This window comes from Azospira restricta, assembly GCF_016858125.1.
In the GTDB taxonomy this organism is placed as follows: domain Bacteria; phylum Pseudomonadota; class Gammaproteobacteria; order Burkholderiales; family Rhodocyclaceae; genus Proximibacter; species Proximibacter restrictus.
In genome coordinates, this window is sequence record NZ_CP064781.1 from 2068794 (window position 1) to 2095369 (window position 26576).

27 protein-coding genes and 3 tRNA genes are annotated in these 26576 nt (G+C 68.4%); 16 read left to right on the forward strand and 14 right to left on the reverse strand.

The features are described 5' to 3' along the window. Nucleotide 1: 1 nt before the first annotated feature. A complete protein-coding gene (gene rpoS / locus IWH25_RS10180) occupies nt 2–955 on the forward strand; it encodes an RNA polymerase sigma factor RpoS (protein ID WP_203385697.1) in 954 nt (317 codons plus the stop codon). Here the strand turns inward: rpoS and mltB are convergent. From mltB to IWH25_RS10200, 4 genes are read right to left on the reverse strand one after another with little or no spacing between them, the layout of a single operon-like run. Then, the gene (gene mltB / locus IWH25_RS10185) at nt 950–1933 is read right to left on the reverse strand and encodes a lytic murein transglycosylase B (protein ID WP_238998862.1); all 984 of its coding nucleotides are present in this window, start codon (nt 1931–1933) and stop codon (nt 950–952) included. The two genes, rpoS and mltB, sit on opposite strands and share 6 nt — an antisense overlap. Beyond that, the gene (locus IWH25_RS10190; protein ID WP_203385699.1) at nt 1930–3906 is read right to left on the reverse strand and encodes a transglutaminase TgpA family protein; all 1977 of its coding nucleotides are present in this window, start codon (nt 3904–3906) and stop codon (nt 1930–1932) included. Before IWH25_RS10190 ends, mltB begins: the two co-directional genes overlap by 4 nt. Next, nucleotides 3875–4855 carry a DUF58 domain-containing protein gene (locus IWH25_RS10195; RefSeq protein WP_203385700.1) on the reverse strand — a complete coding sequence of 327 codons (981 nt, stop codon included), beginning with the start codon at nt 4853–4855 and terminating at the stop codon, nt 3875–3877. Before IWH25_RS10195 ends, IWH25_RS10190 begins: the two co-directional genes overlap by 32 nt. Then, the gene (locus IWH25_RS10200) at nt 4855–5778 is read right to left on the reverse strand and encodes an AAA family ATPase (RefSeq protein ID WP_203385701.1); all 924 of its coding nucleotides are present in this window, start codon (nt 5776–5778) and stop codon (nt 4855–4857) included. The genes IWH25_RS10195 and IWH25_RS10200 overlap by 1 nt, the downstream gene beginning before the upstream one ends. A gap of 162 nt (nt 5779–5940) precedes the next feature. Here IWH25_RS10200 and IWH25_RS10205 point away from each other — a divergent pair, with 162 nt between their 5' ends. The 4 genes from IWH25_RS10205 to IWH25_RS10220 all read left to right on the forward strand — a co-directional run bounded on the left by IWH25_RS10205 (nt 5941) and on the right by IWH25_RS10220 (nt 9771). Beyond that, on the forward strand, nt 5941–6867 hold the full coding sequence (locus tag IWH25_RS10205; RefSeq protein WP_203385702.1) for a histone deacetylase family protein: 927 nt from the start codon (nt 5941–5943) through the stop codon (nt 6865–6867). Between the two features lie 93 nt (nt 6868–6960). Next, nucleotides 6961–7839 (forward strand): 4-hydroxy-tetrahydrodipicolinate synthase, encoded by an 879-nt coding sequence (gene dapA, locus IWH25_RS10210; RefSeq protein WP_203385703.1) that lies wholly within the window; start codon nt 6961–6963, stop codon nt 7837–7839. A 16-nt stretch (nt 7840–7855) separates the two neighbouring features. Continuing rightward, nucleotides 7856–9004 (forward strand): outer membrane protein assembly factor BamC, encoded by a 1149-nt coding sequence (gene bamC / locus IWH25_RS10215; protein WP_203385704.1) that lies wholly within the window; start codon nt 7856–7858, stop codon nt 9002–9004. Next, on the forward strand, nt 9004–9771 hold the full coding sequence (locus tag IWH25_RS10220) for an MBL fold metallo-hydrolase (protein WP_203385705.1): 768 nt from the start codon (nt 9004–9006) through the stop codon (nt 9769–9771). Before bamC ends, IWH25_RS10220 begins: the two co-directional genes overlap by 1 nt. Before the next feature lie 86 nt (nt 9772–9857). Here IWH25_RS10220 and IWH25_RS10225 read toward each other — a convergent pair whose 3' ends face one another. The 6 genes from IWH25_RS10225 to IWH25_RS10250 all read right to left on the reverse strand — a co-directional run bounded on the left by IWH25_RS10225 (nt 9858) and on the right by IWH25_RS10250 (nt 13717). Next, nucleotides 9858–10130 (reverse strand): hypothetical protein, encoded by a 273-nt coding sequence (locus IWH25_RS10225; RefSeq protein ID WP_203385706.1) that lies wholly within the window; start codon nt 10128–10130, stop codon nt 9858–9860. A gap of 152 nt (nt 10131–10282) precedes the next feature. Further along, nucleotides 10283–10762 carry a DUF7931 domain-containing protein gene (locus IWH25_RS10230; protein ID WP_203385707.1) on the reverse strand — a complete coding sequence of 160 codons (480 nt, stop codon included), beginning with the start codon at nt 10760–10762 and terminating at the stop codon, nt 10283–10285. 54 nt (nt 10763–10816) lie between these two features. After that, complete coding sequence (gene rlmD, locus IWH25_RS10235; protein ID WP_203385708.1) at nt 10817–12115, reverse strand: 23S rRNA (uracil(1939)-C(5))-methyltransferase RlmD; 1299 nt, start codon at nt 12113–12115, stop codon at nt 10817–10819. Nucleotides 12116–12175: 60 nt separating this feature from the next. Continuing rightward, a tRNA-Arg gene (locus tag IWH25_RS10240) sits at nt 12176–12252 on the reverse strand. Between the two features lie 64 nt (nt 12253–12316). After that, a tRNA-Ser gene (locus IWH25_RS10245) sits at nt 12317–12410 on the reverse strand. A gap of 83 nt (nt 12411–12493) precedes the next feature. Next, nucleotides 12494–13717: an aspartate kinase gene (locus IWH25_RS10250; RefSeq protein ID WP_203385709.1), complete on the reverse strand. Its 1224-nt coding sequence runs from the start codon at nt 13715–13717 to the stop codon at nt 12494–12496. Between the two features lie 241 nt (nt 13718–13958). Between IWH25_RS10250 and IWH25_RS10255 the strand changes: the two genes are divergently transcribed. After that, nucleotides 13959–14264 carry a helix-turn-helix domain-containing protein gene (locus tag IWH25_RS10255; RefSeq protein ID WP_203385710.1) on the forward strand — a complete coding sequence of 102 codons (306 nt, stop codon included), beginning with the start codon at nt 13959–13961 and terminating at the stop codon, nt 14262–14264. A gap of 64 nt (nt 14265–14328) precedes the next feature. On the opposite strand, the gene IWH25_RS10260 is transcribed toward IWH25_RS10255, so the two are convergent. Continuing rightward, on the reverse strand, nt 14329–15177 hold the full coding sequence (locus IWH25_RS10260) for a radical SAM protein (protein WP_203385711.1): 849 nt from the start codon (nt 15175–15177) through the stop codon (nt 14329–14331). Between the two features lie 77 nt (nt 15178–15254). On the opposite strand from IWH25_RS10260, the gene queD reads away from it, so the two are divergent. Continuing rightward, nucleotides 15255–15698: a 6-carboxytetrahydropterin synthase QueD gene (gene queD / locus IWH25_RS10265; protein WP_203385712.1), complete on the forward strand. Its 444-nt coding sequence runs from the start codon at nt 15255–15257 to the stop codon at nt 15696–15698. On the opposite strand, the gene IWH25_RS10270 is transcribed toward queD, so the two are convergent. Beyond that, the gene (locus tag IWH25_RS10270; RefSeq protein ID WP_203385713.1) at nt 15695–17266 is read right to left on the reverse strand and encodes a hypothetical protein; all 1572 of its coding nucleotides are present in this window, start codon (nt 17264–17266) and stop codon (nt 15695–15697) included. The two genes, queD and IWH25_RS10270, sit on opposite strands and share 4 nt — an antisense overlap. Before the next feature lie 58 nt (nt 17267–17324). After that, nucleotides 17325–17412 (reverse strand) — tRNA-Ser (locus IWH25_RS10275). 124 nt (nt 17413–17536) lie between these two features. Between IWH25_RS10275 and IWH25_RS10280 the strand changes: the two genes are divergently transcribed. Continuing rightward, complete coding sequence (locus IWH25_RS10280) at nt 17537–18235, forward strand: Bax inhibitor-1/YccA family protein (protein WP_203385714.1); 699 nt, start codon at nt 17537–17539, stop codon at nt 18233–18235. A gap of 61 nt (nt 18236–18296) precedes the next feature. Here IWH25_RS10280 and IWH25_RS10285 read toward each other — a convergent pair whose 3' ends face one another. Continuing rightward, nucleotides 18297–18668, reverse strand: a complete 372-nt coding sequence (locus tag IWH25_RS10285; RefSeq protein WP_203385715.1) for an Mth938-like domain-containing protein — start codon at nt 18666–18668, stop codon at nt 18297–18299. A gap of 101 nt (nt 18669–18769) precedes the next feature. On the opposite strand from IWH25_RS10285, the gene alaC reads away from it, so the two are divergent. The 8 genes from alaC (at nt 18770) to thrC (ending at nt 26447) form a co-directional block, all read left to right on the forward strand. Further along, nucleotides 18770–19954, forward strand: coding sequence for an alanine transaminase (alaC, locus tag IWH25_RS10290; protein WP_203385716.1), 1185 nt, complete (start codon nt 18770–18772; stop codon nt 19952–19954). 18 nt (nt 19955–19972) lie between these two features. Next, a complete protein-coding gene (locus tag IWH25_RS10295; protein ID WP_203385717.1) occupies nt 19973–21202 on the forward strand; it encodes a pyridoxal phosphate-dependent aminotransferase in 1230 nt (409 codons plus the stop codon). Continuing rightward, nucleotides 21189–21641 (forward strand): GNAT family N-acetyltransferase, encoded by a 453-nt coding sequence (locus IWH25_RS10300; RefSeq protein WP_203385718.1) that lies wholly within the window; start codon nt 21189–21191, stop codon nt 21639–21641. The genes IWH25_RS10295 and IWH25_RS10300 overlap by 14 nt, the downstream gene beginning before the upstream one ends. Next, entirely contained in the window at nt 21638–22948 is a 1311-nt protein-coding gene (locus IWH25_RS10305; protein WP_203385719.1) for a homoserine dehydrogenase, read from the forward strand. Before IWH25_RS10300 ends, IWH25_RS10305 begins: the two co-directional genes overlap by 4 nt. Then, nucleotides 22945–23493 carry a DUF1318 domain-containing protein gene (locus IWH25_RS10310; protein WP_203385720.1) on the forward strand — a complete coding sequence of 183 codons (549 nt, stop codon included), beginning with the start codon at nt 22945–22947 and terminating at the stop codon, nt 23491–23493. Before IWH25_RS10305 ends, IWH25_RS10310 begins: the two co-directional genes overlap by 4 nt. Before the next feature lie 97 nt (nt 23494–23590). Further along, on the forward strand, nt 23591–23857 hold the full coding sequence (locus tag IWH25_RS10315; RefSeq protein ID WP_203385721.1) for a DUF2249 domain-containing protein: 267 nt from the start codon (nt 23591–23593) through the stop codon (nt 23855–23857). Further along, the gene (locus tag IWH25_RS10320) at nt 23854–24975 is read left to right on the forward strand and encodes a hypothetical protein (protein WP_203385722.1); all 1122 of its coding nucleotides are present in this window, start codon (nt 23854–23856) and stop codon (nt 24973–24975) included. The genes IWH25_RS10315 and IWH25_RS10320 overlap by 4 nt, the downstream gene beginning before the upstream one ends. A gap of 35 nt (nt 24976–25010) precedes the next feature. Further along, on the forward strand, nt 25011–26447 hold the full coding sequence (gene thrC / locus IWH25_RS10325; RefSeq protein ID WP_203385723.1) for a threonine synthase: 1437 nt from the start codon (nt 25011–25013) through the stop codon (nt 26445–26447). Nucleotides 26448–26576 lie beyond the last annotated feature (129 nt).

Genomic DNA, 26576 nt, shown 5'->3' on the forward strand with positions numbered 1-26576 from the left:
CATGAGCGACGATACCGAGTTCGAAGACGACGCGCTGCTCGAGCCGGAAACGCCCGACGACCAGGAGCTGGAAGCGGCGGAAAAGGAGTCGGCGGCGGCCGAGACGGTCAGCCCGGAAACCGAGATCCTCAACGATGTCACGCAGCTCTACCTCAACGAGATCGGCGCCAAGCCGCTGCTGACCCCGGCCGAGGAGGCGGCGACGGCGCGGGCGATGCGCGCCGGCGACTTCTCGGCGCGGCAGAAGATGATCGAGCACAACCTGCGGCTCGTCGTGAACATCGCCAAGCACTACCTGAACCGCGGCATCCCGTTGCTCGACCTGGTCGAGGAGGGCAACCTCGGCCTGATCCATGCGCTGGAGAAGTTCGATCCGGAACGCGGCTTCCGCTTCTCGACCTATGCGACATGGTGGATCCGGCAGAGCATCGAGCGCGCGATCATGAACCAGTCGCGCACGATCCGCCTGCCGGTGCACGTGGTCAAGGAACTGAACATCGTGCTGCGCGCGGTGCGTCATCTGGAGGCGGCCAACGGCCGCGAGATCAGCCACGAGCAGATCGCGCATCTGATCGACAAGCCGGTCAGCGAGGTGCAGCGCATCCTCGCGCTGAACGAGCACATCGCCTCGCTCGACGCGCCGCTGGAGATCGATCCGAACCACACCATCGCCGACGCGATTCCCGACGAGAACGGGGTCGACCCGGCGGCCTACCTCGAATCGAGCGAGATGGGCGACCTCCTCGCCAGCTGGGTCGGCCAGCTGCCGGACAAGCAGCGGGCGGTGATCGAGCGCCGCTACGGACTCAACGGCTCGGAGGTGTGCACGCTGGAGGCGATCGCCGCCGACATGCAGCTGACGCGCGAGCGCGTGCGGCAGATCCAGATCGAGGCGCTCGGCCACCTGCGCCGCATCATCCGCCGCGGCGGCGTCACCCGCGACAGCCTGCTATAGCGCGCGCCGGCCGTCGCGGATCGCCTCGGCCAGCTGGAACACCGCCATCGCGTAGAAGCTCGAGCGGTTGTAGCGGGTGATCACGTAGAAGTTCTGGAATCCCACCCAGTATTCGGTTTCCTTGTCCGGTGTGACCAGGTCGATCAGCGCACCGGCCGTCGCCGGGTCGGCATCGGTTTCGACGCCGCCGGCGATCAGCTCGGCGAGCGGGCGTTCCGGCTTGATCCCGAGCGCCAGCAGCGGCGCCGGATCGGCGGCGACGCGCACCGGCACGGCGACGCCGCCGCCCGCCTGCCAGCCGTGCTGGGCGAGGAAGCTGGCGACGCTGCCGATCGCGTCGGCGGCGCTCTGCGTCAGGTCGACGCGCCCGTCGCCGTCGAAGTCGACGGCGTAGCGCCGCTGGCTGCCGGGCATGAACTGCGGGATGCCGATCGCGCCGGCGTAGGAGCCTTTCAGCACGAGCGGATCGATGCCGTTCTCGCGCGCCAGCAGCAGGAACTGCTCGAGTTCGCCGCGGAAGAAAGGCGCGCGCGGCGGGTAGCGGAAGGCGAGCGTGGACAGCGCCTGCATCACGCCGAAGCGGCCGGTGTTCTGCCCGTATTCGGTCTCGACGCCGATGATCGCGACGATGATCTCCTCGGGCACGCCGTAGAGGACCGCGGCGCGCTTCAGCGTCGCCGCGTGCTGCTGCCAGAAGCGGATGCCGGCGGCGATCCGCCGTTCGTTCAGGAAGCGGGCGCGGTAGCGTTCCCACGAGCGCTGCAGCTCGGGCACCGCGGCCGGCCTGATCGCGCGCAGCACGCTCTCGTTCGGGCCGAGGCGGGCGAAGCGCAGCTGCAGCCAGTCGGCGTCGAAGCCATGGCGGTCGCGCATCTCGGCGACGAAGGCGGCGACCTCGGGGTCGTCGGCAAAGCTGGCGGCGGGCAGCGCGCTCGCCGGGATCAGTGCCGCCAGCAGGGCGGCAAGCAGTTTCTTCAAGCAGGTCTCCATCGGTACGGGAGTTTTCGGGTGGCGGCGCGCAGGCGGCCGACGGCGTCATCGTCCTCGCCGCCGTAGCGGGTCGCCGCATACGCAGCCGCCGCGCTGCGGGCGGCCTTGCCGAATTCGGGGCGCGCGGCGGCGACGCGTGCGGCGTAGTCGAGCGGCCCTTCCCAGGCGTGCCGCGGCACGCCGAGCCGCGCCAGCCGCGCGCAGAAACGCAGCCAGGCGCGTTGTGCCGGATCGAGGCGCGGCCGCTGCGCCAGCGTCCACAGCGTGACGACCAGCAGCGCCGCGGCGCAGAGCACCGCCAGCAGTGCGGTCATGCCGCGCCAGTCGATGTCGTCGAGGCCGAGTCGCGACAGCATCTCGCGCTGGCGCTCCGGATTGTACCCGAGCACCCACTGGTTCCAGGCGTTGTTGATCGCGTCCCAGCGGTAGCGCAGCTGCCGCAGCCAGCCGATGTCGAGGCGCGCCATCATCGGCAGCGCGTCGCTTTCCGGCAGCGCCGAGGCGATGCCGCGCTCGATGCGCGAGGGCGCCGTGGCCGCGGTCGGATCGACGCGCTGCCAGCCGACGCCCTCCTGCCAGACCTCCGCCCAGGCATGGGCGTCCGACTGGCGGACGACGAGATAGCCGTCGACCGGGTTCAGTTCACCGCCCTGGTAGCCGGCGACGACGCGTGCCGGGATGCCGGCGGCGCGCATCAGGAAGACGAAGGCCGAGGCGTAGTGTTCGCAGAAGCCGCGCTTGGTCTCGAACAGGAACTGGTCGACCGGATCGTCGCCGAGCAGCGGCGGTTGCAGCGTGTAGCCGAACTGCTCGCGGCCGAACATCAGCAGGGCTTCGGCGACGATCGCCTGCACGCTCGCATGGCGCGCCTTCCATTCCGCGGCCAGTGCGCGGGCGCGCGGGTTGCCCGCGGTCGGCAGGCGTAGCGCGGCAGCGAGCAGCGCGCGCGTTTCGGCGGCCGGGCTGGCGCGGTAGTCGAGGCTGGAGGTGAAGGCGAAGCGGCTGCGCAGGCGTACCGGCTCGAAAGCGATCGCCTGCAGGCGGCCGCTGATGAAGGCCTGCTCGGGAATCGTCCGCGGCGCGTCGAGCGCCAGCAGCCAGCGCTGGTTGTGCGGCTCCAGCGTCGTCTCGTAGGCGATCGTGCCGCCGCGGTGTTCGATCGTCGCCGCTTCGAGCCGCCCCAACTGTGCCGGACGCCAGCGCAGGCCGTCGAACTCGTCCATCACCGGGCCGCGCCAGTACAGCCGGGCGTTGTCCGGCGGCGGGCCGGCGAAACGGACGCGGAAGGCGATGTTGCCGTTCAACACCAGATTGGAAATCGTTCCCGGTGCGATCGTTTCCGGCAGTCCGCTGCTGCCGGCATGCGCATCCTGCGGCAGCCCCCACAGCGGCCCGGTGATGCGCGGGAAGAGCAGGAACAGGACGAGCATGAAGGGCGTCGCCTGCAACAGCAGCACGCCGGCGTAGCGGACGATCTCGGGCAGCGGCTGGCGGCCGCCGAAGATGCGCAGCAGCGTCGCCGTCTGCAGCGTCGCTGCGGCGAGCAGCCAGAGTCCGGTCGGAATGCTTTGCGAATAGAAGTAGTGGGTGAGCAGCAGGAAGAAGCCGAGCATGACGACGACGATCGCATCGCGGCGGCCGTGCATCTCCAGCGGCTTCAGCGCGACGAAGAGGACCAGCAGCGCGACGCCCGGGTCGCGGCCGAACAGCGTGCGGTACTGGAAGTAGACGCCGGCGCTGGCGGCGGCGACGACCAGGGCGAGCGCCCAGCGCGGCGGCAGCGGCCGCTCGCGCTGCCACAGCCAGGCGCGCAGGCCGATTGCCGCACCGGCGAGCAGGCCGAGCCAGGACGGCAGGTGGCCGACGTGCGGCGCGCCGGTGGCGAGCGCGCAGGCGAGCAGCCAGGGAACGCAGGCGCGCTCCAGCGGCTCAACGGGGCGCGGCGGTCGTTTCCGTTTCATGTCCGTAGAGCGCCAGCGCTTCCAGGCAGGCGTCGCGGTGGGCGGTGCCGCAGGCGGGCGTAAGGGTCAGCCCGGGCAGCGCCAGCCCGTAGGCGAGCTGCGCCGCTTCCGCCGCCAGCACCCAGCCGGCGAGCACCGAAAGGCGGGTTTCGGCGTCCTCCTCGTCGGCAGTCAGCTGCCAGTCCAGCCACAGTTCCTCGCCGGCGCCGCCGGCGAAGTGCTTGACCAGCAGCGGGTAGGCCTCGACGTTGCGCGCCACCGCCTTCCAGGCGATGTGCCGGGGGGAGTCCGCCGGCTGGCGCAGGCGCAGTCCGGCGAAGTCCTCGTGGCCGCCGGCGCCGCGGGCGAGACCGGGGTCCGTCACCGGCGTCGGCGGTGGCAGCGGCCGCATTTCCGGGCGCGGGTAGACGAGGCAGCTGAAGACCGGATGCGGGTAGCTCCAGGCGCGGAAGAAACCGAGCGGGTAGGAGGCCTCCAGCGTGATCCGCCCGGGGTCGAGACGGCCGCGGCGCTGCGTGGCGTAGGGGACGTTCACCTGCGCCTTGCCGGTCGCCGGCACGCTGGCGATCGCCGTGGCGTTGCCGGCGAAGCGGAACTGCAGCGCGCAGCGGCGCTCGCGGCGCGCATTGGCGAGATGGAGCGGAAAGCGCGCGACGTCGCCGGCGAACACCGGCTCGGCGCGGCCGGGCGTGATCGCCAGCCCGGCGAGGTTGCGGAAGGTGTGCACCATCGTCACCAGGCCGAGCCCGACGAGCAGGAAGACCAGCGCGTGGCCGAGGCTGAGGTTGTAATTGACGGCGCCGACCAGCATCACGCAGAGCACGGCGGCGTAGGCGATGCCGACGGCGGTCGGCAGGATGAAGATGCGGCGCTGGGTGAGGACGATCGGCACCCGTTCGTCGCGGCCGAAGCGGAAAAGCCAGCGGCGGAGGCGCGCGAATGCGGCCATCAGGGGAGCGGCGTGCGCCGGATGAGCGCGGCGATGTCGTCGGCGTCGGCGTGGCCGTTGCCCTGCACGCGGTTGAGGCGATGGGCGGCGACCGCCGGCAGCACCGCCTGCACGTCCTCCGGCAACACCATGCCGCGGCCGTCGATGAACGCCCAGGCGCGCGCCGCAGCGAGCAGCGCGAGGGCGGCGCGCGGCGACAGGCCGTGCGCGAAGGCGGGGTCGATCCGCGTCGCTTCGACCAGCGTCTGGACGTAGTCGACCAGCGCCGGCGCGACGTGTACCTCGGTCGCCGCCCGCTGCAGCGGCTGCAGGTCGGCCGGTGCCAGCGTCGGCTGCAGTTCGGCGAGCCGCTCGCGCGGGTTGCCGCCGGCGAGCAGCGCGCGCTCGGCATCGCGGTCGGGGTAGCCGAGTTCGATGCGCATCAGGAAGCGGTCGAGCTGCGATTCGGGCAGCGCGAAGGTGCCGACCTGATGCGACGGGTTCTGCGTGGCGATGACGAAGAATGGTTCCGGCAGCCGGCGGGTCTCGCCCTCGGCGGTCACCTGTCGCTCCTCCATCGCCTCCAGCAGGGCGCTCTGCGTCTTCGGTGTCGCCCGGTTGATCTCGTCGGCGAGCACCACCTGCGCGAACACCGGGCCGGGCAGGAAGCGGAATCCGGCGCGCTCGCGGTCGTAGATCGAGACGCCGACGATGTCGGCCGGCAGCAGGTCGCTGGTGAACTGGATGCGCGAGAATTCCAGCCCGAGCAGCTGCGCCAGCGTGTGCGCCAGCGTCGTCTTGCCGACCCCGGGCAGATCCTCGATCAGCAGGTGGCCGCGGGCGAGCAGGCAGGCGAGCGCTAGCCGGATCTGCCGTTCCTTGCCGAGGATGATTTTGCCGGCGGCGTCGATCGTGCTGCCGAGGGCGTTGCGAAGGTCGCTCATGGCTTGTGGTGGCGCGGGTAATGGGTTGATAATGCCCGGGACGACGAAATAACAGGAACCGTTAATGTTCCCGCCGATTATAGCGGGGCGGCGTAGACGGCGTGGCCGGAACGCTCGGCGAGGCGCAACGATAAGCGCAGGGAAAGACACAGGGAAGGCGAAGTGACCGCGACCGCATTCATCACCCACAGGGATTGCCATCTGCACGACATGGGCTCCTATCATCCGGAGTCCCCCGCCCGCCTCACCGCCATCAGCGACCATCTGATCGCGCAAGGCATCGACGCCTACTTCACCTACCACGACGCGCCGCTGGCGAGCTTCGAACAGCTGCTGCGCGTGCATCCGCCGTCGCATCTGGAGCGCATCAAGCGCACCGCGCCGGAGAGCGGCATCGCCCACCTCGATCCCGATACCGCGATGTGCCCGCACACCTGGTCGGCGGCGCTGCGCTCGGCGGGCGCCGGCTGCTTGGCGGTGGACCTGGTGATGACGCACGAAGTTCAGAACGCCTTCTGCGCGGTGCGGCCGCCCGGGCACCACGCCGAGCGCGCCAACGCGATGGGCTTCTGCTTCTTCAACAACATCGCGGTGGCGGCGGCTCATGCGCTGGAGGCGCATGGCCTCGAGCGCGTGGCGATCATCGATTTCGACGTGCACCACGGCAACGGCACCGAGGACATCTTCAAGGGCGACGAGCGGGTGCTGATGTGCAGCATCTTCCAGCATCCGTTCTATCCCTACAGCGGCGCCGACAACCAGGCCGCCAACATGTGCAACATCCCGCTGCCGGCCGGCTCCGGCGGCGAGGAGTTCCGTGGCGCGGTGACCGACTGCTGGCTGCCGCGGCTGCACGAGTTCAAGCCGCAGATGGTCTTCGTTTCCGCCGGCTTCGACGCCCATTACGAGGACGACATGGGCAGCATGAAGCTGTTCGAGAAGGATTACGCCTGGGTGACGCAGCAGGTGAAGGAGGTCGCCGAGCGCCACGCCGGGAAGCGGGTGGTGTCGATGCTCGAAGGCGGCTATGTCCTGTCCGCGCTCGCCCGCAGCGTCGCCGCCCATCTGCGCGTGCTCGCCGACATCTGAGTCCGGGCCGCCGCGCTCCTTTCGGGGCGATACCCAGCGAGCCGGCCTTCGGTTAGAATCCGAAGGTTTCCTTTTTTCGCGCAGCCAATGAACATGATTACCGGATCGATCGTCGCCATCGTCACGCCCATGCATGAGGACGGCAGTCTCGACTACGACAGCCTCGGCAAGCTGATCGACCACCACGTCAAGGAAGGCACCGACGGCATCGTCATCGTCGGTACCACCGGCGAGTCGCCGACCGTCGACGTCGACGAGCACGGCGAGCTGATCCGCTTCACGGTCGCCCACGCCGCCGGCCGCATCCCGGTGATCGCCGGCACCGGCGCCAATTCGACCGCCGAGGCGATCGAGCTGACGCGCTACGCGCAGAAGGTCGGCGCCGCAGCCAGCCTGTCGGTCGTACCCTACTACAACAAGCCGACGCAGGAAGGCCTCTACCAGCATTTCCGCGCGATCGCCGAGGCGGTCGAGCTGCCGGTGATCCTCTACAACGTGCCCGGCCGCACCGTCGCCGACATGAGCAACGACACGGCGCTGCGCCTGGCGCAGATCCCCAACATCGTCGGCATCAAGGACGCCACCGGCAACCTCGAGCGCGGCACCGACCTGATCGTGCGCGCACCGAAGGACTTCGCCATCTACAGCGGCGACGACGCGTCCGCCTGCGCGCTGATCCTGCTCGGCGCGCACGGCACGATCTCGGTTACCGCCAACGTCGCGCCGCGGCTGATGCACGAGATGTGCGCCGCCGCGCTTGCCGCCGACGCGAAGACGGCGCGCGAGATCAACGCCCGCCTGCTCGGCCTGCATCGTCATCTGTTCTGCGAGGCGAACCCGATTCCGGTGAAGTGGGCCTGCCAGCAGCAGGGGCTGATCCGCGGCGGCATCCGCCTGCCGCTGACGCCGCTGTCCGCCGACTGCCACGAGCGCGTTCGTGCCGCCATGCGCCAGGCCGGCGCGCTTGCCTGATCGGAATCCGTCACCCATGAAGTTTGCTGTGTCGCGCCTGGCTGCGCTCTCCGCGCTGGCTTTCCTGACCGCCTGCGGGTCGGTTGGCATCGAGACCAAGAAGGTCGAGTACAAATCGGCGGCGAAAGCGCCGACGCTGGAAACGCCGCCCGATCTGATCGCGCCGGCGCGCGACGACCGTTTCGCCGTTCCGGATGTTGGCGGCAAGGGCAAGGCGACCTTCTCCGCCTACGCCAACGAACGTACCGCCGAAGGTCGCGCGGCCCGCGGCAGCGATGTGCTGCCGCAGGTAGACAAAGTCCGCATCGAGCGCTCCGGCAACCAGCGCTGGCTGGTCGTCGGCGGTTCGCCCGACAAGCACTGGGACGTGGTCAAGGAGTTCTGGCAGGAAACCGGTTTCCTGATCAAGCTCGAACTGCCCGAGGCGGGCGTGATGGAGACGGACTGGGCGGAGAATCGCGCCAAGATCCCGCAGGACTTCATCCGCAATTTCCTCGGCAAGGTGATCGACTCGGTGTATTCGACCGCCGAGCGCGACAAGTTCCGCACCCGCCTCGAGCCCGGTGCCGAGCCCGGGACGACGGACATCTTCATCAGCCATCGCGGCATGTACGAGATCTTCGTCTCGGAAGGCAAGGACCAGACCAAGTGGCAGCCGCGTCCGGCCGATCCGGAACTGGAAGCGGAAATGCTGCGCCGCCTGATGGTGCGCTTCGGCTCCGAAGAGAAGCGTGCCGCCGCCGAGATCGTCGCCGCCCAGGAACGTCCGGCGGCCGAGCGGGCGAAGATCGTGCGCGGCAGCGACGGCGCCGGGGTGCTCGAGGTGCAGGAACGCTTCGACCGCGCCTGGCGGCGCGTCGGCCTGGCGCTTGACCGAGTCGGCTTCACCGTCGAGGATCGCGACCGTTCGAAGGGTCTCTACTTCGTCCGCTACGTCGACCCGGAAGCCGACGTGAATTCGAAGAAGGATGGCGAAAGCTGGCTGGCCAAGCTCAATCCGTTCAAGGGCAGCGAGGCGGCCACGCTGTCGAAGATGCAGTACCGCATCTACGTCGCCGATGGTTCGAGCGTGTCGAAGGTGCAGGTCCTGTCGCGTGAAGGCGGTGCCGACAACTCGGAAACCGCGCGGAAGATCCTCGGGCTGCTGCACGAACAGTTGCGGTGATGCGTTTCGCATCGCTCGGCAGCGGCAGCCGTGGCAATGCGTTGCTGGTCGAGGCGGGGAGCACGCGCGTACTCCTCGACTGCGGCTTCGCGATCCGCGAAACGGTGCGCCGGCTAGAGCGTCTCGACGTCGCCCCGGAGACCCTTGCCGCGATTCTCGTCACCCACGAGCACAGCGACCACATCGCCGGCGTCTTCAAGTTCGCGCGGCGCTATGGCCTGCCGGTCTGGCTCACGCACGGCACGCTCGCGGCGGCCCCCGAATCGTGCGGCGAGCCGCCGGCCCTCCGGCTGATCGACGGGCACTCCGCCTACGCCCTGGGCGACCTGCAGGTGCTTCCCTATCCGGTGCCGCACGATGCGCGCGAACCGGTCCAGTACGTCTTTTCCGATGGTGCCCGTCGTCTCGGCGTATTGACCGACGCCGGCGGCCTGACGCCGCACCTGACGGCCATGCTCGACGCCTGCGACGCGCTGGTGCTCGAATGCAACCACGATTCCGGAATGCTCGCCGCCTCGGCTTACCCCCCGTCGCTGAAGCGACGCATCGCCGGGCGCCTCGGCCATCTCGACAACGACACCGCCGCCTCGCTGCTGACGCAGGTGTGCGTCAGCCGCCTGCAGCATGTCGTCGCTGCGCACCTGTCGGAACAGAACAACCGGGTGGGACTGGCGGCCGGGGCGCTCGCGTCGGCGCTCGGCTGTTCGCCGGAATGGATCGGCGTCGCCGACCAGGAAGCGGGGTTCGACTGGCGCCAGATTTGCTGAGCGGCGGAAGAGCATTCCTGCCGCCAGCGACGGAAACAAAAAAGCCGGTCTTGCGACCGGCTTTTTCATTGTGCGGCTGAGCCGGATTACTTCTTTTCCGGAGCGGCCGGGGCGGCAGCCGGGGCAGCGGCCGGAGCGGCTTCGGCCGGCTTGGCGGCGTCAGCAGCAGCCGGGGCGGCGGCCGGAGCGGCGGCATCGGCCGGCTTGGCAGCGTCAGCGGCCGGGGCCGGAGCAGCAGCCGGGGCCGGAGCGGCGGCCGGAGCCGGAGCCGGGGCGGCAGCAGCCGGGGCTTCTTCTTTCTTGCCGCAGGCGGTGACGGCCAGGGCGACGAGGGCAGCAACGAGGAGAGAACGGTTCATTTTCTATTTCCTTATCGATAACGAAACGGGAACTGCATTACCAAATTTGGCTGACCGGCTGTTGCCAGTCAGCCGAAAATGATAGCACTAATTGCGTGCGGTTCATAGAAAGGCCGGCCTTATGCCGGAACGCTAGACCCTTGCCGGACGGGCTACAGGCCCAGGGTGGTGGCGCTGATCGGGGTGCCGCCTTCCGCCCAGATGTCCTCGAAGCGCTTGCCGTAAGGACTGCAGGCATCGGCATCGGCGAGGATTTCCTTGCTGCGCGGGTGGTCGTGATGGAAACGGACGACAGCGCTGGCGTCATCGATGAGCAGCATCGAGTCGCTGAGGCGCGCGAGGTGCGGCGGCACTTCGACGAGCTGGAAACGGTGCGCGAAGGTCTGCAGCAGCTGCATCAGGCGCGGGCTGTGCGTACGGATCGCCTGCGCCGACTGCACCGCGATGCGCAGCCGAACGTTCGGCGCGCGCCGCAGGAAATCGGCCAGCGCCTGGTGGTGGCCGGGTTTTTCCAGCCGAAGCGAAGCGAGGTCGCGGTCGAAGATCGCGATCGCATTCTCCGCCGTCGGCAGCAGTTGCCCGACGGCGGTTTCGTATTCGCTCCAGGAGGTCAGCAGTCGCTCGCTCGCCATCGACGAACCATAGCAGCGCGCGAACGGCGGGACAAGCCGTTCGCGGCGACGCTGTCAGGCGCGCTCGAACAGCGCGATCGACTCGACGTGCGAGGTATTCGGGAACATGTTGACGACGCCGGCGCCGCGCATCCGGTAGCCCTTCTGGGTGGTCAGCACCGCGGCATCGCGGGCGAGCGTCGACGGGTTGCAGGAGACGTAGACGATGCGCTGCGGGCCGTCGGCGCCGAGTGCCTTGACCACCTCGATGGCGCCCTCGCGCGGCGGATCGATCAGCATCTTGTCGAAATGGCCGAGCGCGGCGAGGCTTTCCTCGCTGGCCTCGAACAGGTTGGCGACGCCGTACTCGGTGTTCGCCGACAGGCCGTTGGCAGCGGCGTTCTCGGCGGCGCGCCGGACCAGCGCGGCGCTGCCCTCGATGCCGACGACGCGGGCGCCGGAGCGCGCGATCGGCAGCGTAAAGTTGCCGAGCCCGCAGAACATGTCGGCGATGCGCTCGCCCGGCTGCGGGTCGAGCAATGCCATCGCGCGGCGGACGAGGACGCGGTTGATGGCGTGGTTGACCTGCGTGAATTCGGTCGGCGAGAAGAACAGCTCGATGCCGAACTCCGGCAGTGTGTAGCTCAGCGCCTCGCCGTCTTCCGGGTAGAAGCGGGTGACGCTGTCCGGCCCCTTCGGCTGCAGCCAGATCTGCACGCCGTGGCGGTCGCCGAAGTCGCGCAGCAGCGCCTCGTCGTTGCCGTCGATCGGCTCCAGGATGCGGAAGACGAGCACCGTGCAGCGCTCGCCGACGGCGACCTCGACCTGCGGCATCCGGTCGCGGATCGACAGCGCGCCGGTCAGTTCGCGCAGCGGCAGGAGCAGGTCGGAGACGTGGCGCGGCAGGTTGCGGCACTCGCGCATGTCGGCGATGTAGCTGCTCCGCTTTTCGTGGAAGCCGACCAGCATGCCGCCCTTCTTCGGCACCAGGCGCACGCTGACGCGGGCGCGGTGGCGGTAGCCCCACTGTTCGCCGTAGATCGGCGAGTAGAGCTGCTCCGGCTTGATGCGGCCGATGTGCCACAGGTTGTCCTCGAGCACGCGCTGTTTGGCGGCGATCTGGGCCGGGTGGTCGGCGTGCTGCATGCTGCAGCCGCCGCAGACGCCGAAGTGCGGGCAGGCCGGCGCGACACGGTCGCCCGAGGCGCGGACGATGCGCGTCACCTGCGCCAGCTCGTAGCTCGGCTTCTTGCGGTAGCTGGAATACTCGACCTCCTCGAGCGGCAGAGCGCCCTCGACGAAGATGGTCTTGCCTTCGAGGCGGGTGATCCCGCGCGCTTCGTGATCCAGCGATTCGATGATTCCGACGGGCATGCTTTGGGTACCTGAAAAGCAAAAAGCCGATTTCGCGAGAAATCGGCTTTTTGGTGAAACTGGCGCGCCCGGCAGGATTCGAACCCACGACCCCCTGGTTCGTAGCCAGGTACTCTATCCAACTGAGCTACGGGCGCGTTGCAAAGAAGCGGCATTATACGGACCGTTTCTGTTTTTGCCAAGTTCGATATTGCAAAAACTTGGCGGAGACGGAGGGATTCGAACCCTCGATACGAGTTTTAGCCCGTATGCTCCCTTAGCAGGGGAGTGCCTTCGACCTCTCGGCCACGTCTCCGAAAGGGCGCGATGATAGCCGTTTCACCTCGCCCGGTCAAACCGCACCGGCGCCGTCCGTGGCGCCGGTGTCTGCCGCTGTGCTCAGGCCTGGTCCAGGCCGAAGGTCTTGTGCAGCACGCGCACGGCGAGTTCCAGGTACTTCTCGTCGATGACGACGGAAATCTTGATCTCGGAGGTCGAGATCATCTGGATGTTGATGCCTTCCTCGGCCAGCGCGCGGAACATCTGGCTGGCGACACCCGGGTGCGAGCGCATGCCGACGCCGACCGCGGAGACCTTGCAGATCTTGTTGTCGCCGACGATCTCGCGCGCGCCGATGTGGCTCTTGACGCTTTCCAGCACGCCGAGGGCCTTGTTGAACTCGCCGCGGTTCACCGTGAACGAGAAGTCGGTGGTGCCGTCGTGGCCGACATTCTGGATGATCATGTCGACGTCGATGTTGGCGTCGGCGATCGGGCCGAGGATCTGGTAGGCGATGCCGGGGCGATCAGGCACACCGAGCACGGTGAGCTTGGCCTCGTCGCGGTTGAAGGCGATGCCGGAGATGATCGGTTGTTCCATGTTCTTGTCTTCCTCAACAGTAATCAGCGTGCCTTCGCCTTCGTCGGTGAAGCTGGAGAGCACGCGCAGTTTGACCTTGTACTTGCCGGCGAATTCGACCGAGCGGATCTGCAGCACCTTCGAGCCGAGGCTGGCCATCTCCAGCATTTCCTCGAAGGTGATGGTGTCGAGCTTCTTCGCTTCCGGAACGATGCGCGGGTCGGTGGTGTACACGCCGTCGACGTCGGTGTAGATCTGGCACTCGTCGGCCTTCAGCGCCGCGGCCAGCGCGACGGCGGAGGTGTCCGAGCCGCCGCGGCCGAGCGTCGTGATGTTGCCGTTCTCGTCGGCACCCTGGAAGCCGGCGACGACGACGACATTGCCTTCGGCCAGGTCCTGGCGGATCCTCTCGTCGTCGATCTGCAGGATGCGCGCCTTGGTGAAGGTGCTGTCGGTCAGCACGCGCACCTGCGGTCCGGTGTAGCTCTTGGCCTTGCAGCCTTCCTGCATGATCGCCATCGCCAGCAGGCCGATCGTGACCTGCTCGCCGGTGGCGGCGATGACGTCCAGCTCGCGCGCGTCCGGGCTGGGCATGATTTCCTTGGCCAGCGCGATCAGGCGGTTGGTTTCGCCCGACATGGCCGACGGCACGACGACGACGTCGTGCCCCATGGCTTTCCAGCGCGCCACGCGCTTGGCGACATTCTTGATGCGGTCGGGCGAGCCGACCGAGGTGCCGCCGTATTTCTGAACTATCAGCGCCATTGGTGATCCAAAGTTCCGGTGAAAAGCGGCAATTCTAGCGCATGATGCGCTTGAAAAGTAAGGTGTTTCCGATGGCTTGTCCCTGCGTTTTCAGGGGTGCGGATGACGCCCGCGTGATGCCACTTGCAAATATATGTATTTGGTCTATACTGCAAAATGTATTACTAAAGTCATATGCGCAAGGTCATATGGCGGGCGGGGGATGTCCCCTGGTCAACACCTGATGAACGAAAGGGCAATCATGAGCAACGTCAAGGCTATCGAAAAGATCGAACCGCGCGAAATCCGCCGCAAGCTCGGTCTCAACCAGCAGCAGTTCTGGTCCAAGATCGGCGTCACCCAGAGCGGCGGCTCCCGCTACGAAAGCGGCCGCAACATGCCGAAGCCGGTGCGCGAACTGCTGCGCCTGGTCCATGTCGAGCAGGTCGACATCCAGCGCATCAAGCGCGAGGACGTCGAGGTCATCGAGTACCTGCGGGCGCATGAGCCGGAACTGCTGAAGACCCTGCGCAAGTCGGCGAAGGCCAAGGGCAAGAAGGCCGCCTGAGTGATGCGCCCCGTGCACTCCGAAGAAATGCCCTCGGGGTGCGCTTGGGCGTGGCGGCGCGGATTCAGGGGTTGAGGACGACCTCGATCCCGAGCGCCGAAATGCGGGCGGCGAAGGCCGCCAGCTGATCGGCGGCAAGGCGGCCCAGCCGGCCGGCGTCGGGTTGCAGCGAGGGGCGTGCGAGACTGTAGAGGTGCACGCCCTTTATCTTGTCGCGCACGCCGGCGAGCAGATCGAGGTAGGCGGATTGCTCCCGCTCGTCGGGCGGGGCGCCGTCGAGCGCGAACCAGCAGGTCTGCACCCAGGTCGGGGCGAGCTCGGCGCAGGCGATCAGATTGCCGCGCGCCTTGTCCGGGGCGTAGTCGATCTTGTTGACGGCGGCGATGCCTTCGCGCGTCGCCCGGTCGATCTTGAACCAGACTTCGCCGGCGCCGGCCGTACCGCGGTACTCGCCGATCCTGCGGATGCCGTCGCGGACGCCGGCGCGGTGCAGCAGGCTGCCGTTGGTGATCAGCCGCAAGCTGACCGCGTCGGGAAGCCGCAGGCGATCCATGAGCCCGGCGACGCGGGCGACCGCTTCCGCAAATTCCGCCGCGCTGGTCGGTTCGCCGTTGCCCGAAAAGGCGACGTCCATCAGGCGGCGGGCGCCTTCCGGGACTTCCCGTGCCATGAAGTCGCCGGCCGTGATGTCCTGCAGCAAGGCCGCCAGTTCCTGTTCCAGCAGCGCCAGATCGATCGGCGGCGGCCCGCCGCGCGTCAGGTCCGGCACCTGGCAATAGACGCAGGCCCAGTTGCAGGCGTTGTTCGGGTTCAGGTTGATGCCGACCGAAACGCCGCCGGCGCGGCGCGAAACCACCGGGTAGACGTAGCGGAAGCCGGAATAGTCGCGGCGATGGTCGGTGACGGTCAGCATGGTTCGGGACGGGCGGCGGGGAGAGGGGCTCAGCCCCGATGATATAATCCTTCCCCGCTTTCCACACGGCTTTCGCCATGCTCATCACCCGCCGCCTCGAATTCGACGCCGGTCACCGCATCCCCGACCACAAGAGCCAGTGCCGGCACCTGCACGGCCACCGCTACGCGATCGAGATCACGCTCTCCGGCGACATCATCCGCCAGGACGGCGACGCGGCGAACGGCATGGTGATGGATTTCTCGGAAGTGAAGGCGCTGGCGAAGCTGCACGTGGTCGACGTCTGGGACCACGCCTTCCTCGTCTACGCGGGCGACACGCAGGTGCTCGACTTCCTGCGCAGCCTGCCCGACCACCGCACGGTCGTCCTCGACTGCGTGCCGACCGCCGAGAACCTCGCCGAGGCGGCCTTCCGCATCCTCGACCCGGTCTATCGCGACAGCTACGGCAACCACCTCCGCCTGGAGCGCGTGCGCCTCTACGAAACCCCCAACTGCTGGGCCGACGCGGTCCGCGCCTAAAGCAGCGCGCGCAGCGCCAGCGCGACGATCAGCAGCAACAGCAAGCCATACCCCGCCAGCGCATAGTCCGAGCGCAGCGGCGGCTCGCGCGGCGCCTGCGGATCGACGAAGTCCTTCGGGAACGGGCGCGGGCCGACCGGGACGATCTGCCGCTGCGCCGGATCCTTCGGCACCCGCCGGTGGTATTCGCGGCTGTCGACCACCGGGTGGTCGCCCCAGGCGCGGCTCGACGGCAGCTGCGGAATGCGTACCAGCAGCAGCGCGTCGAGGTCGCCGGCGAGCGTTTCCTCGAAGGTGCTCAGCGGCCGGCCGGCCGTGCCGCCGGCGAGGCGCAGCAGGTCGGCGCCGATCTCCTCGAAGGCGACTGCCGGGTAGAGGCGGCTGCGGTCTTCGGTGAGGTAGTCGAAGCTCGCCTTGCCCTGGCGCAGGCTGCCATTGGCGAGCGCCACCGCCGGCAGCGCGGCGATCGCCCGCAGCCAGCTCTCCGGGCCGCGCGCCGGAATCCGCCAGCCGAGCGCGCGCAGCGCCGAGACGCTGATGCCGGCGCAGTTGGCGCGCGCGTGCTGGTAGGAGAACTGGTGGCGGTAGAACTGGTTGTAGACGCGGCCGAGCGCCGACTGCACGTGCGCCGCGACGCGTGCCTCGCGCAGCACGGCGACCAGCAGGTACGACGGGCGGTACCAGGCCTGGCCGGCATTCACGTCGGCGAGGTAGTTGTCGAGCGGCACCGGCGCCGCGACGATCCCCTTCTCGCTTTCCGCATCGAGCGTGTAGTAGTTCGCCGCCAGCCAGTCGTGGATCGCACCGTCGTCGCCGACGCGGCCGGTGAGCACCGCGAAGTGGCCGCCGTGCGCCTCGTCGTCGTCGCCCTGGGCGCCGTTGAGGATAAAGGCGAGCACCGGCCGGCCGGCATCGTCCGGGTCGGTGCCGGGGCGGCGCCAGAGTTGTTCGACGGCGAACGGCGAACGGGCGCCGCCCTGCGCCTGCTCGCGCAGGCGCGCGCGCAGCGCCTGCGGGTCGGCGGCCAGCGGCCGTGCCGGCGGAGCATTCGGCAGGCGGAAATCGAGCGGCCACAGCGTGCGCGCGACGAAGCGCCCGCCCTGCCAGTCGCCGCGCACGCGCAGCGGCCGCTGCGCGAGGAAGGCCATGCTCGATGCGTCGAGCCACGAGCGGTTCAGCGGGTGGCGCGGGGCGAGCGCGAGCGGCAGGTCGACGCCGTCCGCCGCCAGGCGCTGACCGTCGGCAGTGAGGCGGCATTCGGGAATGACGCCGTCGGCGGCGGTCCATACCAGCGGCGGATAATCGAGCGCCGAGCCGAGCGGTGTCGCTGCGTGCCAGGCGGCGAGGTCGGCGGCCAGCGGCTGCGTGCGCGCGAAGCCGGCGAGCGGGCGGCCGGGCTGCGGCACGGCGATCCGTTCGTGACGGAAGAACCACAGCGCCTGCGGGATCGTCGTACAGTCCCGGCATTCGCCCGTGGCCAGGCGGAAATCGGCGGCCGGCAGCAGGCCGAAGGCGCCGGTGGTGGCCGGTGCGATGACGGAAGGGGCGGGGGGAACGGCAGTGGTCATGGCGATAGGCTGTCGCATTCGTTCCGCCGCGCGTCGGCGGGCATCCGGCCGGATCGGCTGGCGGAAGCGGTGAGATTCGAACTCACGAACCCTTGCGGGTTGCCGGTTTTCAAGACCGGTGCAATCGACCACTCTGCCACGCTTCCGGAAGGGCGCCGATGATAGCACGTCACAAATCGTCACCATCCGGCACCGACGGCGTTGCAACTTTCAGCGCCTTTCAGTAGTCTCACGGCCGTATCGATTCCAGTCCTCCGGAGGATGAAGCCTATGCAAGAACAGTATCAATGGGGTTCCAGCGCCCAGGCAACCCGCGACGTCGCCGTGCAGCAGAACCGCGTCCTGCGCAACACCTACCTGATGCTCGCGCTGACGATGGTGCCGACGGTGATCGGCGCGCTGGTCGGCGTGCAGCTGCAGTTCTCGTTCTTCGCCGGCAGCCCGCTGATTTCCTTCCTGCTCTTCCTTGGCATCGCCTTCGGTTTCTTCTGGGGCATCGAGAAGACCAAGAACTCGGGCCTCGGCGTCGCGCTGCTGCTCGGCTTCACGTTCTTCATGGGGCTGATGCTGTCGCGCATCCTGCAGGTCGCGCTCGGCTTCTCGAACGGCGCGTCGATGATCGCGATGGCCGCCGGCGGCACCGGCGCGATCTTCTTCACGATGGCCGGCATCGCCTCGGTCAGCAAGCGCGACTTCACGAACATGGGCAAGTTCCTGTTCGTCGGCGTCGTCGTGCTGCTGCTCGCCGCGCTGGCCAACATCTTCCTGCAGATTCCGGCGCTGGCGCTGACCATCTCGGCGGTCGCGGTGATGCTGTTCTCGGCCTACATCCTGTACGACATCAGCCGCATCGTGCAGGGCGGCGAGACCAACTACATCACGGCGACGCTGGCGGTGTACCTCGACATCTACAACGTCTTCGTCAGCCTGCTCAACCTGATCATGGCTTTCACCGGCGAGCGCGACTGAGCGTCTCCCGGCAAACGAAAAAAGGCGGCCGCGGCCGCCTTTTTTCATGGCGCCCCGTGTCTCAGACGAGGATCGCCGCGGCGACCCGGCGGCCCTCGGCGACGAGGATGTTGTAGGTGCGGCAGGCGGCCTGGGTGTCCATCACTTCCAGGCCGATGCGGGCGGCGAGCAGCGGCTGCAGCAGCGCCGGCGCCGGGAAGCGCAGCGTGCTGCCGGTGCCGAGCAGCAGGATTTCCGGCTGCAGCGCGGCGAGCTTCGCGAAGTCGGCCTCGACCAGCGTCTCGAAGCTGGCCGCGGTCCACTCCGGCAGCAGTTGCCCGGGGAGCACCGTGATGTTGCTGCGGTACTGGATGCCGTTTACGGCGACGTAGCCGTCGCCGTAGCCGGTGAAGGTGTTCAGCTTGCTGTCGGCGTCGGATAGATGAAGTTTCACGGCAAATTGCGGTGCACAAATCGTTAAAGTAGGATTATACCTTTTCCCGCAATGCGCCCATTGGCGCGCGAATCTGACATTTCCGAGCCGCCCGACGCCCCATGAAGGACTTCCCCCGCATCAAGCGCCTGCCGCCCTACGTGTTCAACATCACGGGCGAGCTGAAGATGGCCGCCCGCCGCCGGGGCGAGGACATCATCGACATGAGCATGGGCAACCCGGACCAGCCGACGCCGAAGCACATCACGGAGAAGCTGGTCGAGGCGGCGCAGCGCGAGAACACGCACGGCTATTCGATCTCGAAGGGCATCCCGCGTCTCAGGAAGGCGATCTGCGACTGGTACGACCGGCGCTACGGCGTGCAGTTCGATCCGGAGAGCGAGGCCATCGTCACCATCGGCTCGAAGGAGGGCCTCGCCCACCTGATGCTGGCGACGCTCGACCGCGGCGACACGGTGCTGGTGCCGAATCCCTCGTACCCGATCCACATCTACGGCGCGATCATCGCCGGCGCCGACATCCGCTCGGTACGGATGACCCCTGACGTCGATTTCTTCGAGGAATTGCAGCGGGCGATCAAGGAATGCACGCCGAAGCCGAAGATGATGATCCTCGGCTTCCCGTCGAACCCGACCGCGCGCTGCGTCGAACTGGAGTTCTTCGAGCGCGTCGTCGCGCTGGCGAAGCAGCACGACATCCTGGTCGTGCACGATCTCGCCTACGCCGACATCGTTTTCGACGGCTGGAAGGCGCCGTCGATCATGCAGGTGCCCGGTGCGCGCGACGTCGCCGTCGAGTTCTTCACGATGTCGAAGAGCTACAACATGGCCGGCTGGCGCATCGGCTTCATGGTCGGCAACCGGGAACTGGTGTCGGCGCTGGCGCGGATCAAGAGCTACCACGACTACGGCACCTTCACGCCGATCCAGGTGGCGTCGATCATCGCCCTCGACGGCGACCAGTCCTGCGTCGAGGAGGTCCGCGCGATGTACCAGAACCGCCGCGACGTGCTCGCCAAGGGCCTGCACGAGGCCGGCTGGATGGTCGAGGTGCCGAAGGCGTCGATGTACATCTGGGCGAAGATCCCCGAGGCCTATGCGGCGATGGGCTCGCTCGAGTTCGCCAAGAAGCTGTTGGCCGAGGCGCGCGTCGCGGTGTCGCCGGGCGTCGGCTTCGGCGAGTACGGCGACGACCACGTGCGCTTCGCGCTGATCGAGAACGAAGAACGGATCCGCCAGGCGGTCCGCGGCATCAAGGACATGTTCCGCAAGGACGGTCTCCTCTAACAACGACAGAGAACAGCAATGCGCCCCATCAAGAAGTCCGCCAAGCTCGCCAACGTCTGCTACGACATCCGCGGTCCCGTGCTGCAGAAGGCCAAGCAGATGGAGGAGGAAGGCCACAAGATCATCAAGCTGAACATCGGCAACCTCGCCGCGTTCGGCTTCGACTCGCCGGAGGAGATCCAGCAGGACATCATCCGCAACCTGCCGAACGCCGCCGGCTACACCGATTCGAAGGGCATCTTCGCCGCCCGCAAGGCGATCATGCACTACTGCCAGCAGAAGAAGATCAAGGGCGTCACGCTCGAGGACATCTACGTCGGCAACGGCGTCTCCGAGTTGATCGTGATGGCGATGAACGCGCTGCTCGACGCCGGCGACGAAGTGCTGGTGCCGGCGCCCGACTACCCGCTGTGGACCGCGGCGATCAGCCTCTCCGGCGGCACGCCGAAGCACTACCTGTGCGACGAGGCGAACGGCTGGCTGCCCGACGTGGACGACATCCGCAGCCGGATCACGCCGAACACCCGCGCGATCGTCATCATCAACCCGAACAACCCGACCGGCGCGCTGTACCCGGACGAGCTGCTGAAGGAAATCATCGCCATCGCCCGCGAGCACCACCTCATCATCTATTCCGACGAGGTGTACGACAAGGTCCTCTACGACGGCGAGACGCACACGGCGATCGCCTCGCTCTCGGAAGACGTGCTGACGATCACCTTCAACGGCCTCTCGAAAAACTACCGCTCCTGCGGCTACCGCGCCGGCTGGCTGGTCGTCTCCGGCGACAAGCGCCGCGCCAAGGACTATATCGAGGGGCTCGACATGCTGGCGTCGATGCGCCTGTGCGCCAATGCGCCGGGGCAGCACGGCATCCAGACCGCGTTGGGCGGCTACCAGAGCATCGACGACCTGGTCGCCGAGGGCGGCCGCATGCGCCGCCAGCGCGACGTCGCCTACGAGCTGATCACGGCGATCCCCGGCGTCAGCTGCGTCAAGCCGAAGGCGACGCTGTACATGTTCCCGCGGCTGGACCCGAAGGTGTATCCGATCGTGAACGACCAGGAGTTCATCGCCGAACTGCTGCAGGAGGAAAAGGTGCTGCTGGTGCAGGGTACCGGCTTCAACTGGCCGCACCCGGACCACTTCCGGCTGGTCTTCCTGCCGCACGAGGACGACCTGCGCGAGGCGATCGGCCGCATCGCGCGCTTCCTCGAAGGCTACCGCAAGCGGCATGGCACGGCCTGAGATCGTCATGATCACGGCGGCCGACGGCACGGTCGCCGAGCCCGCGTGGCTGGCGCGCGCCGAAGGCGTGCACCGGCAATTGCGGCCGAACCTGCCGGCCGACTACGCCGGGCGCTTGCGCGAGGTGTTCGCCAACGGCGGCCGGATGGCGCTGGTCGCCGAGGACGACACGGTCCGCGCCGTGGCGCTGTGGCGCGTCATCGAGAACACCTACGAGGGGCGCCGCCTCTACGTGGACGATCTCGTCACCGACGCGGCGCAGCGCTCGCAGGGTCATGGCAAGCGGCTGTTCGACTGGCTCGAACGGCATGCCCGCGAGCTCGGCTGCGACGTGCTGGCGCTCGATTCCGGCGTGCAGCGGGCCGGCGCGCACAAATTCTATTTTCGTGAGGGGATGTCCGTTCCCTCGTTTTGCTTCAAAAAGGTGATCAACAAATGAAACCCATCAATGTAGGCCTCATCGGCATCGGCACCGTCGGCGGCGGCACGTGGACCGTCCTCAAACGCAACGCGGAGGAGATTACCCGCCGCGCCGGCCGTCCGATCCAGATCACCGTCGTCGCCGACAGGAACGTCGAGCAGGCGAAGCAGATCACCGGCGGCGCCTGCAAGGTCACTGACGACGCCTTCGCCGTCGTGAACGATCCGGACGTCGAGATCGTCGTCGAGCTGATCGGCGGCTACGGTGTCGCCAAGGACGTCGTGATGCAGGCGATCGCCAACGGCAAGCACGTCGTCACCGCCAACAAGGCGCTGCTGGCCGTGCACGGCACCGAGATCTTCACCGCCGCGCAGCAGAAGGGCGTGATGGTCGCCTTCGAGGCCGCGGTTGCTGGCGGCATCCCGATCATCAAGGCGCTGCGCGAGGGCCTCACCGCCAACCGCATCGAATGGGCGGCCGGCATCATCAACGGCACGACCAACTTCATCCTCTCCGAGATGCGCGACAAGGGCCTCTCCTTCGAGACCGTGCTGAAGGAAGCGCAGCGCCTCGGCTACGCCGAAGCCGACCCGACCTTCGACATCGAGGGCGTGGACGCCGCGCACAAGGCGACGCTGATCTCGGCGATCGCCTTCGGCATCCCGGTGCAGTTCGACAAGGCCTACGTCGAGGGCATCACCCAGCTCGAAGCCTCCGACATCAAGTACGCCGAACAGCTCGGCTACCGCATCAAGCTCCTCGGCATCGCCAAGCGCCGCAGCCAGGGCGTCGAGCTGCGCGTGCACCCGACGCTGATCCCGGCCAAGCGCCTCCTGGCCAACGTCGAGGGCGCGATGAACGCGGTCGTCGTCAAGGGCGACGCCGTCGGCACCACGCTCTACTACGGCAAGGGGGCCGGCGCCGAGCCGACCGCGTCCGCCGTGATCGCCGACCTGGTCGACGTCACCCGTCTGGCCACCGCCGACCCCGAGCACCGCGTGCCGCACCTCGCGTTCCAGCCGGACGCGATGTCGAACCTGCCGATCCTGCCGATGAGCGAGGTCGAGACCGGCTATTACCTGCGCCTGCGCGTCGAGGACAAGCCGGGCGTGCTCGCCGACGTCACCCGCATCCTCGCCGACCAGCAGATCTCGATCGACGCGCTCTTGCAGCGCGAGCCGGAGGAAGGCGAGGGCGAGACCGACATCATCATCCTCACCCACGTCTGCAAGGAAAGCGCGGCCGACGCGGCGATCGCGAAGATCGAGTCGTTGCCGGTGCAGAAGGGCAAGGTCAAGCGCATCCGTCTCGAAGAGCTGCAATGATGCGTCGCGGCGCCGTGGTGGCCGCCTTCGTCGTCGCATTCGCCGGCCTGGCGGCCTGCGAGTCGACGCCGGAGCGCGTGTTCACCTACGGCGCCCGCGGTGCGGAAATCCAGGCCGAACGCTTCGTCGCCGAGGTCTATGGCCGGCCGTCGGCGCCGCTGCCGTACGGCGGTCCGGACATCGATTACGCCGTCGCCGGCATCAAGGCGCGCTGGCCGTCGCTGCAGCCGCTGCTCGACGACGGCACGCTCGGCCTGACCGAGGACGGCGAGCTCGCCGTGCGCGATGGCGGTGCCCGGAGCGACGCGGAGATACGTCGACTGCGGGCGCTGGTCAAGGCCGAGAACCGCGACCGCTTCTTCCTCTATCGCGGCGTCACCACCGGCATCGGCCACGGTGGCAATTCGCTGCCGCTGATGATCGAATACACGGAGGCGGTGTTCGCCCGCGAATGGCTGCGGCAGGCGCCGGCCGGCTGGTGGGTGCAGGACGCCCGGGGCGGCTGGCGCCTGCGCGGCACCCCTGAGCCGCCGGCAAAGCCCTGAAAATGCTTGGGGTTTTTGCGATTTGCATCAAGGAATGAGTGATGCGCCTTCGGCAGAATGCGGGCACCCCCCCACCGGTCCCGAAGGAGTTTTCGACATGCAACCGATTCACGTCTGCAACCACACCACCCCGGAAGCCATCTACCCGTTCGACGCGCGCGGCATCGCCAAGCGTTTCCGCCACGCCGCGATCTTCGGCGCGCTCGACGCGCTGCACCCGGGCGAAGTCATGCGCTTCTGCAACGACCACGACCCGCTGCCGCTGCTCGCGCAGATCCAGCAGCGCTACGGCGATTCCGTGACCATCGAGTACCTGCAGCGCGAGATGGGCGCGATCGTCATCGACTTCGCCAAGGTCGGGTGATCCTCCTCGCCGTCTCTGCCGCGACAACCCTGCCACTGGCGCTCCTTGCGGGCGCCAGTGGCGTTTTGACGCCGGCCGCGGCGGCGCATGTCGCCTTCGCCATCGGCATCGTGCCGCTGGTCTTCGGCGCGATGCTGCACTTCGTGCCGGTGCTCACGCGCAGCGGCAGCCCGCAGCGCTGGATCGGCCGCCTGCCGTTCCTCGCACAGGCCGCCGGCCTCGTCGTCGTGCTCGCGCTGCAGGGCATCCTGCCGCGCGGCTGGCTACATCCGGCGGCGACGATCGACGCCGCGATCGCCGTCGTCCTCGTCGTCTGGATGCGCCGCCGCTCGCGGCGCGCGCTCGGCTCGCCGCACCCCGGCTGGCGCTGGTACGCGGCATCGCTGCTGGTGCTGGTCGCTGCGCTCGCCGTCGTGCCGCCGCTGGCCGCCGGCATCGCGCCGCTGGCGCTGCGCAACCTGCACCTGCACCTCAACACCCTCGGCTTCATCGGCCTTGCCGCGCTCGGCACGCTGCCGGTGCTGCTGCCGACCGCGCTCGGCCAGCCCGACCCGCAGGCCGCGCCGTGGCTGCGCCGGCGGCTGCCGGTGGCGGTCGCCGGCGTCCTGCTGCTGGCGCTCGGCGCCGCACTCGCCTGGCCGCTGGCGCTGGTCGGCGCCGCCTTCCTGGGGGTCACCGCCGGCGGCCTGCTCGCGCACTGGCTGCGCAGCTTCGGCTGGCGCGCGCTCGCCGCCGACGGCGCGACGGCGCCGCTCGCCGCCGCGCTCGCGGTCTTTGCGCTGCTGCAGCTGGCCGGCGCCGCGCACGGCCTGCAGGTCGGCAGCGGCTACCGGATGGTCGCCGCCTTCGCCGCCGGCTTCCTGCTGCCGCTGGTCACCGGCGCGCTGTCGCAGCTCTTGCCGGTGTGGCGCTGGCCGGGGCCGAAGACGCCGGCGCGCGACGAGATGCGCCGCCGCCTGGTGCGCTGCGGCCGCCTGCGTGCGCTGCTGCTGCCGGCCGCCGGGCTGGCCTTCGCCGCCGACCAGGCGGCGCCCGGCGTGGCGCTGGCCGCCGCCGGCCTGCTGCTGTTCTTCGTCGATCTCGCATCGGCGCTGCGCGTCGCCCGCCAGCCGCGGTAAAATCCCTGCTTTTCCGCTTTCCAGACCTGCTTCCCATGCGCTACCTCTCGACCCGCGGCAACGCGCCGGCCCAATCCTTCTGCGACATCCTGCTCGGCGGCCTGGCGCCGGACGGTGGCCTGTACCTGCCCGAGTCGTACCCGCAGATCACGCGCGCCGAGCTCGATGCCTGGCGTTCGCTGTCCTACGCCGAACTGGCCTTCGCCATCCTGTCGAAGTTCGTCGACGACATCCCGCCGGCCGACCTGAAGGCGATCTGCGACAAGACCTACACCGCCGCGGTCTATTGCAACGCCCGCCCCGGCGACGATGCCGCCGAGATCACGCCGGTGCATTGGCTCGAGCCGGGCAGGCTCGGCCTGCTCGAACTGTCGAACGGCCCGACGCTGGCCTTCAAGGACATGGCCATGCAGCTGCTCGGCAACCTGTTCGAGTACGTGCTGGAGAAGCGCGGCGAGGAGATCAACATCCTCGGCGCGACCTCCGGCGATACCGGTTCGGCCGCCGAGTACGCGATGCGCGGCAAGCACGGCGTGCGCGTCTTCATGCTCTCGCCGCACGGCCGCATGTCGGCCTTCCAGCGCGCGCAGATGTATTCGCTGCAGGATGCCAACATCTACAACATCGCCGTCCGCGGCATGTTCGACGAAGCGCAGGACATCGTCAAGGCGGTCTCCAACGACCACGCCTTCAAGGCACAGTACAAGATCGGCGCGGTCAACTCGATCAACTGGGGCCGCGTCGCGGCGCAGATCGTTTATTACTTCAAGGGTTACTTCGCGGCGACCAAGTCGAACGACGAGCAGGTTGCCTTCTGCGTGCCGTCGGGCAACTTCGGCAACATCTGCGCCGGCCACATCGCGCGCATGATGGGGCTGCCGGTCGCCAAGCTGATCCTCGCCACCAACGAGAACGACGTGCTCGACGAGTTCTTCCGCACCGGCGTCTACCGCCCGCGCGGCACCGCCGAGACGCACACCACGTCGAGCCCGTCGATGGACATCTCGAAGGCCTCGAACTTCGAGCGCTTCGTCTTCGACCTGGTCGGCCGCGACGGCGCCAAGGTGCGCGAGCTGTGGGCGAAGGTCGATGCCGGCACGAGCTTCGACATCTCGGCGACGCCGTTCTTCGCGAAGCTGTCCGAATTCGGTTTCGTCTCCGGCCGCAACGATCACGCCGGCCGGCTGGCGACGATCCGGCTGGCCTGGGAGAAGTACCGCACGATGATCGACACGCACACCGCCGACGGCCTCAAGGTCGCGCTCGAGCAGGCCCCCGCCGGCGTGCCGACGCTGGTGCTGGAGACCGCGCTGCCGGCGAAGTTCGAGGAGACCATCCGCGAGGCGCTGAACCGCGCGCCGGAGCGTCCAGCGAAACTCGAAGGCATCGAGGCCCTGCCGCAACGGGTCGAGGTGATGGACCCGGACGTCGCCGCGGTGAAGGCCTTCATCGTCGCCCACGTCGGCCACTGAGCCCGGCCACGGCGGGCGAACGAGGGGCGCCGCGGCGCCCCTCGGGCATTGCCGCGCCGCCTCGTCCCGGACCCCGCCGGGTTGCCGTTTTGTGGTCCGCGCAATATAACGGCATTATGCACGGGAGAA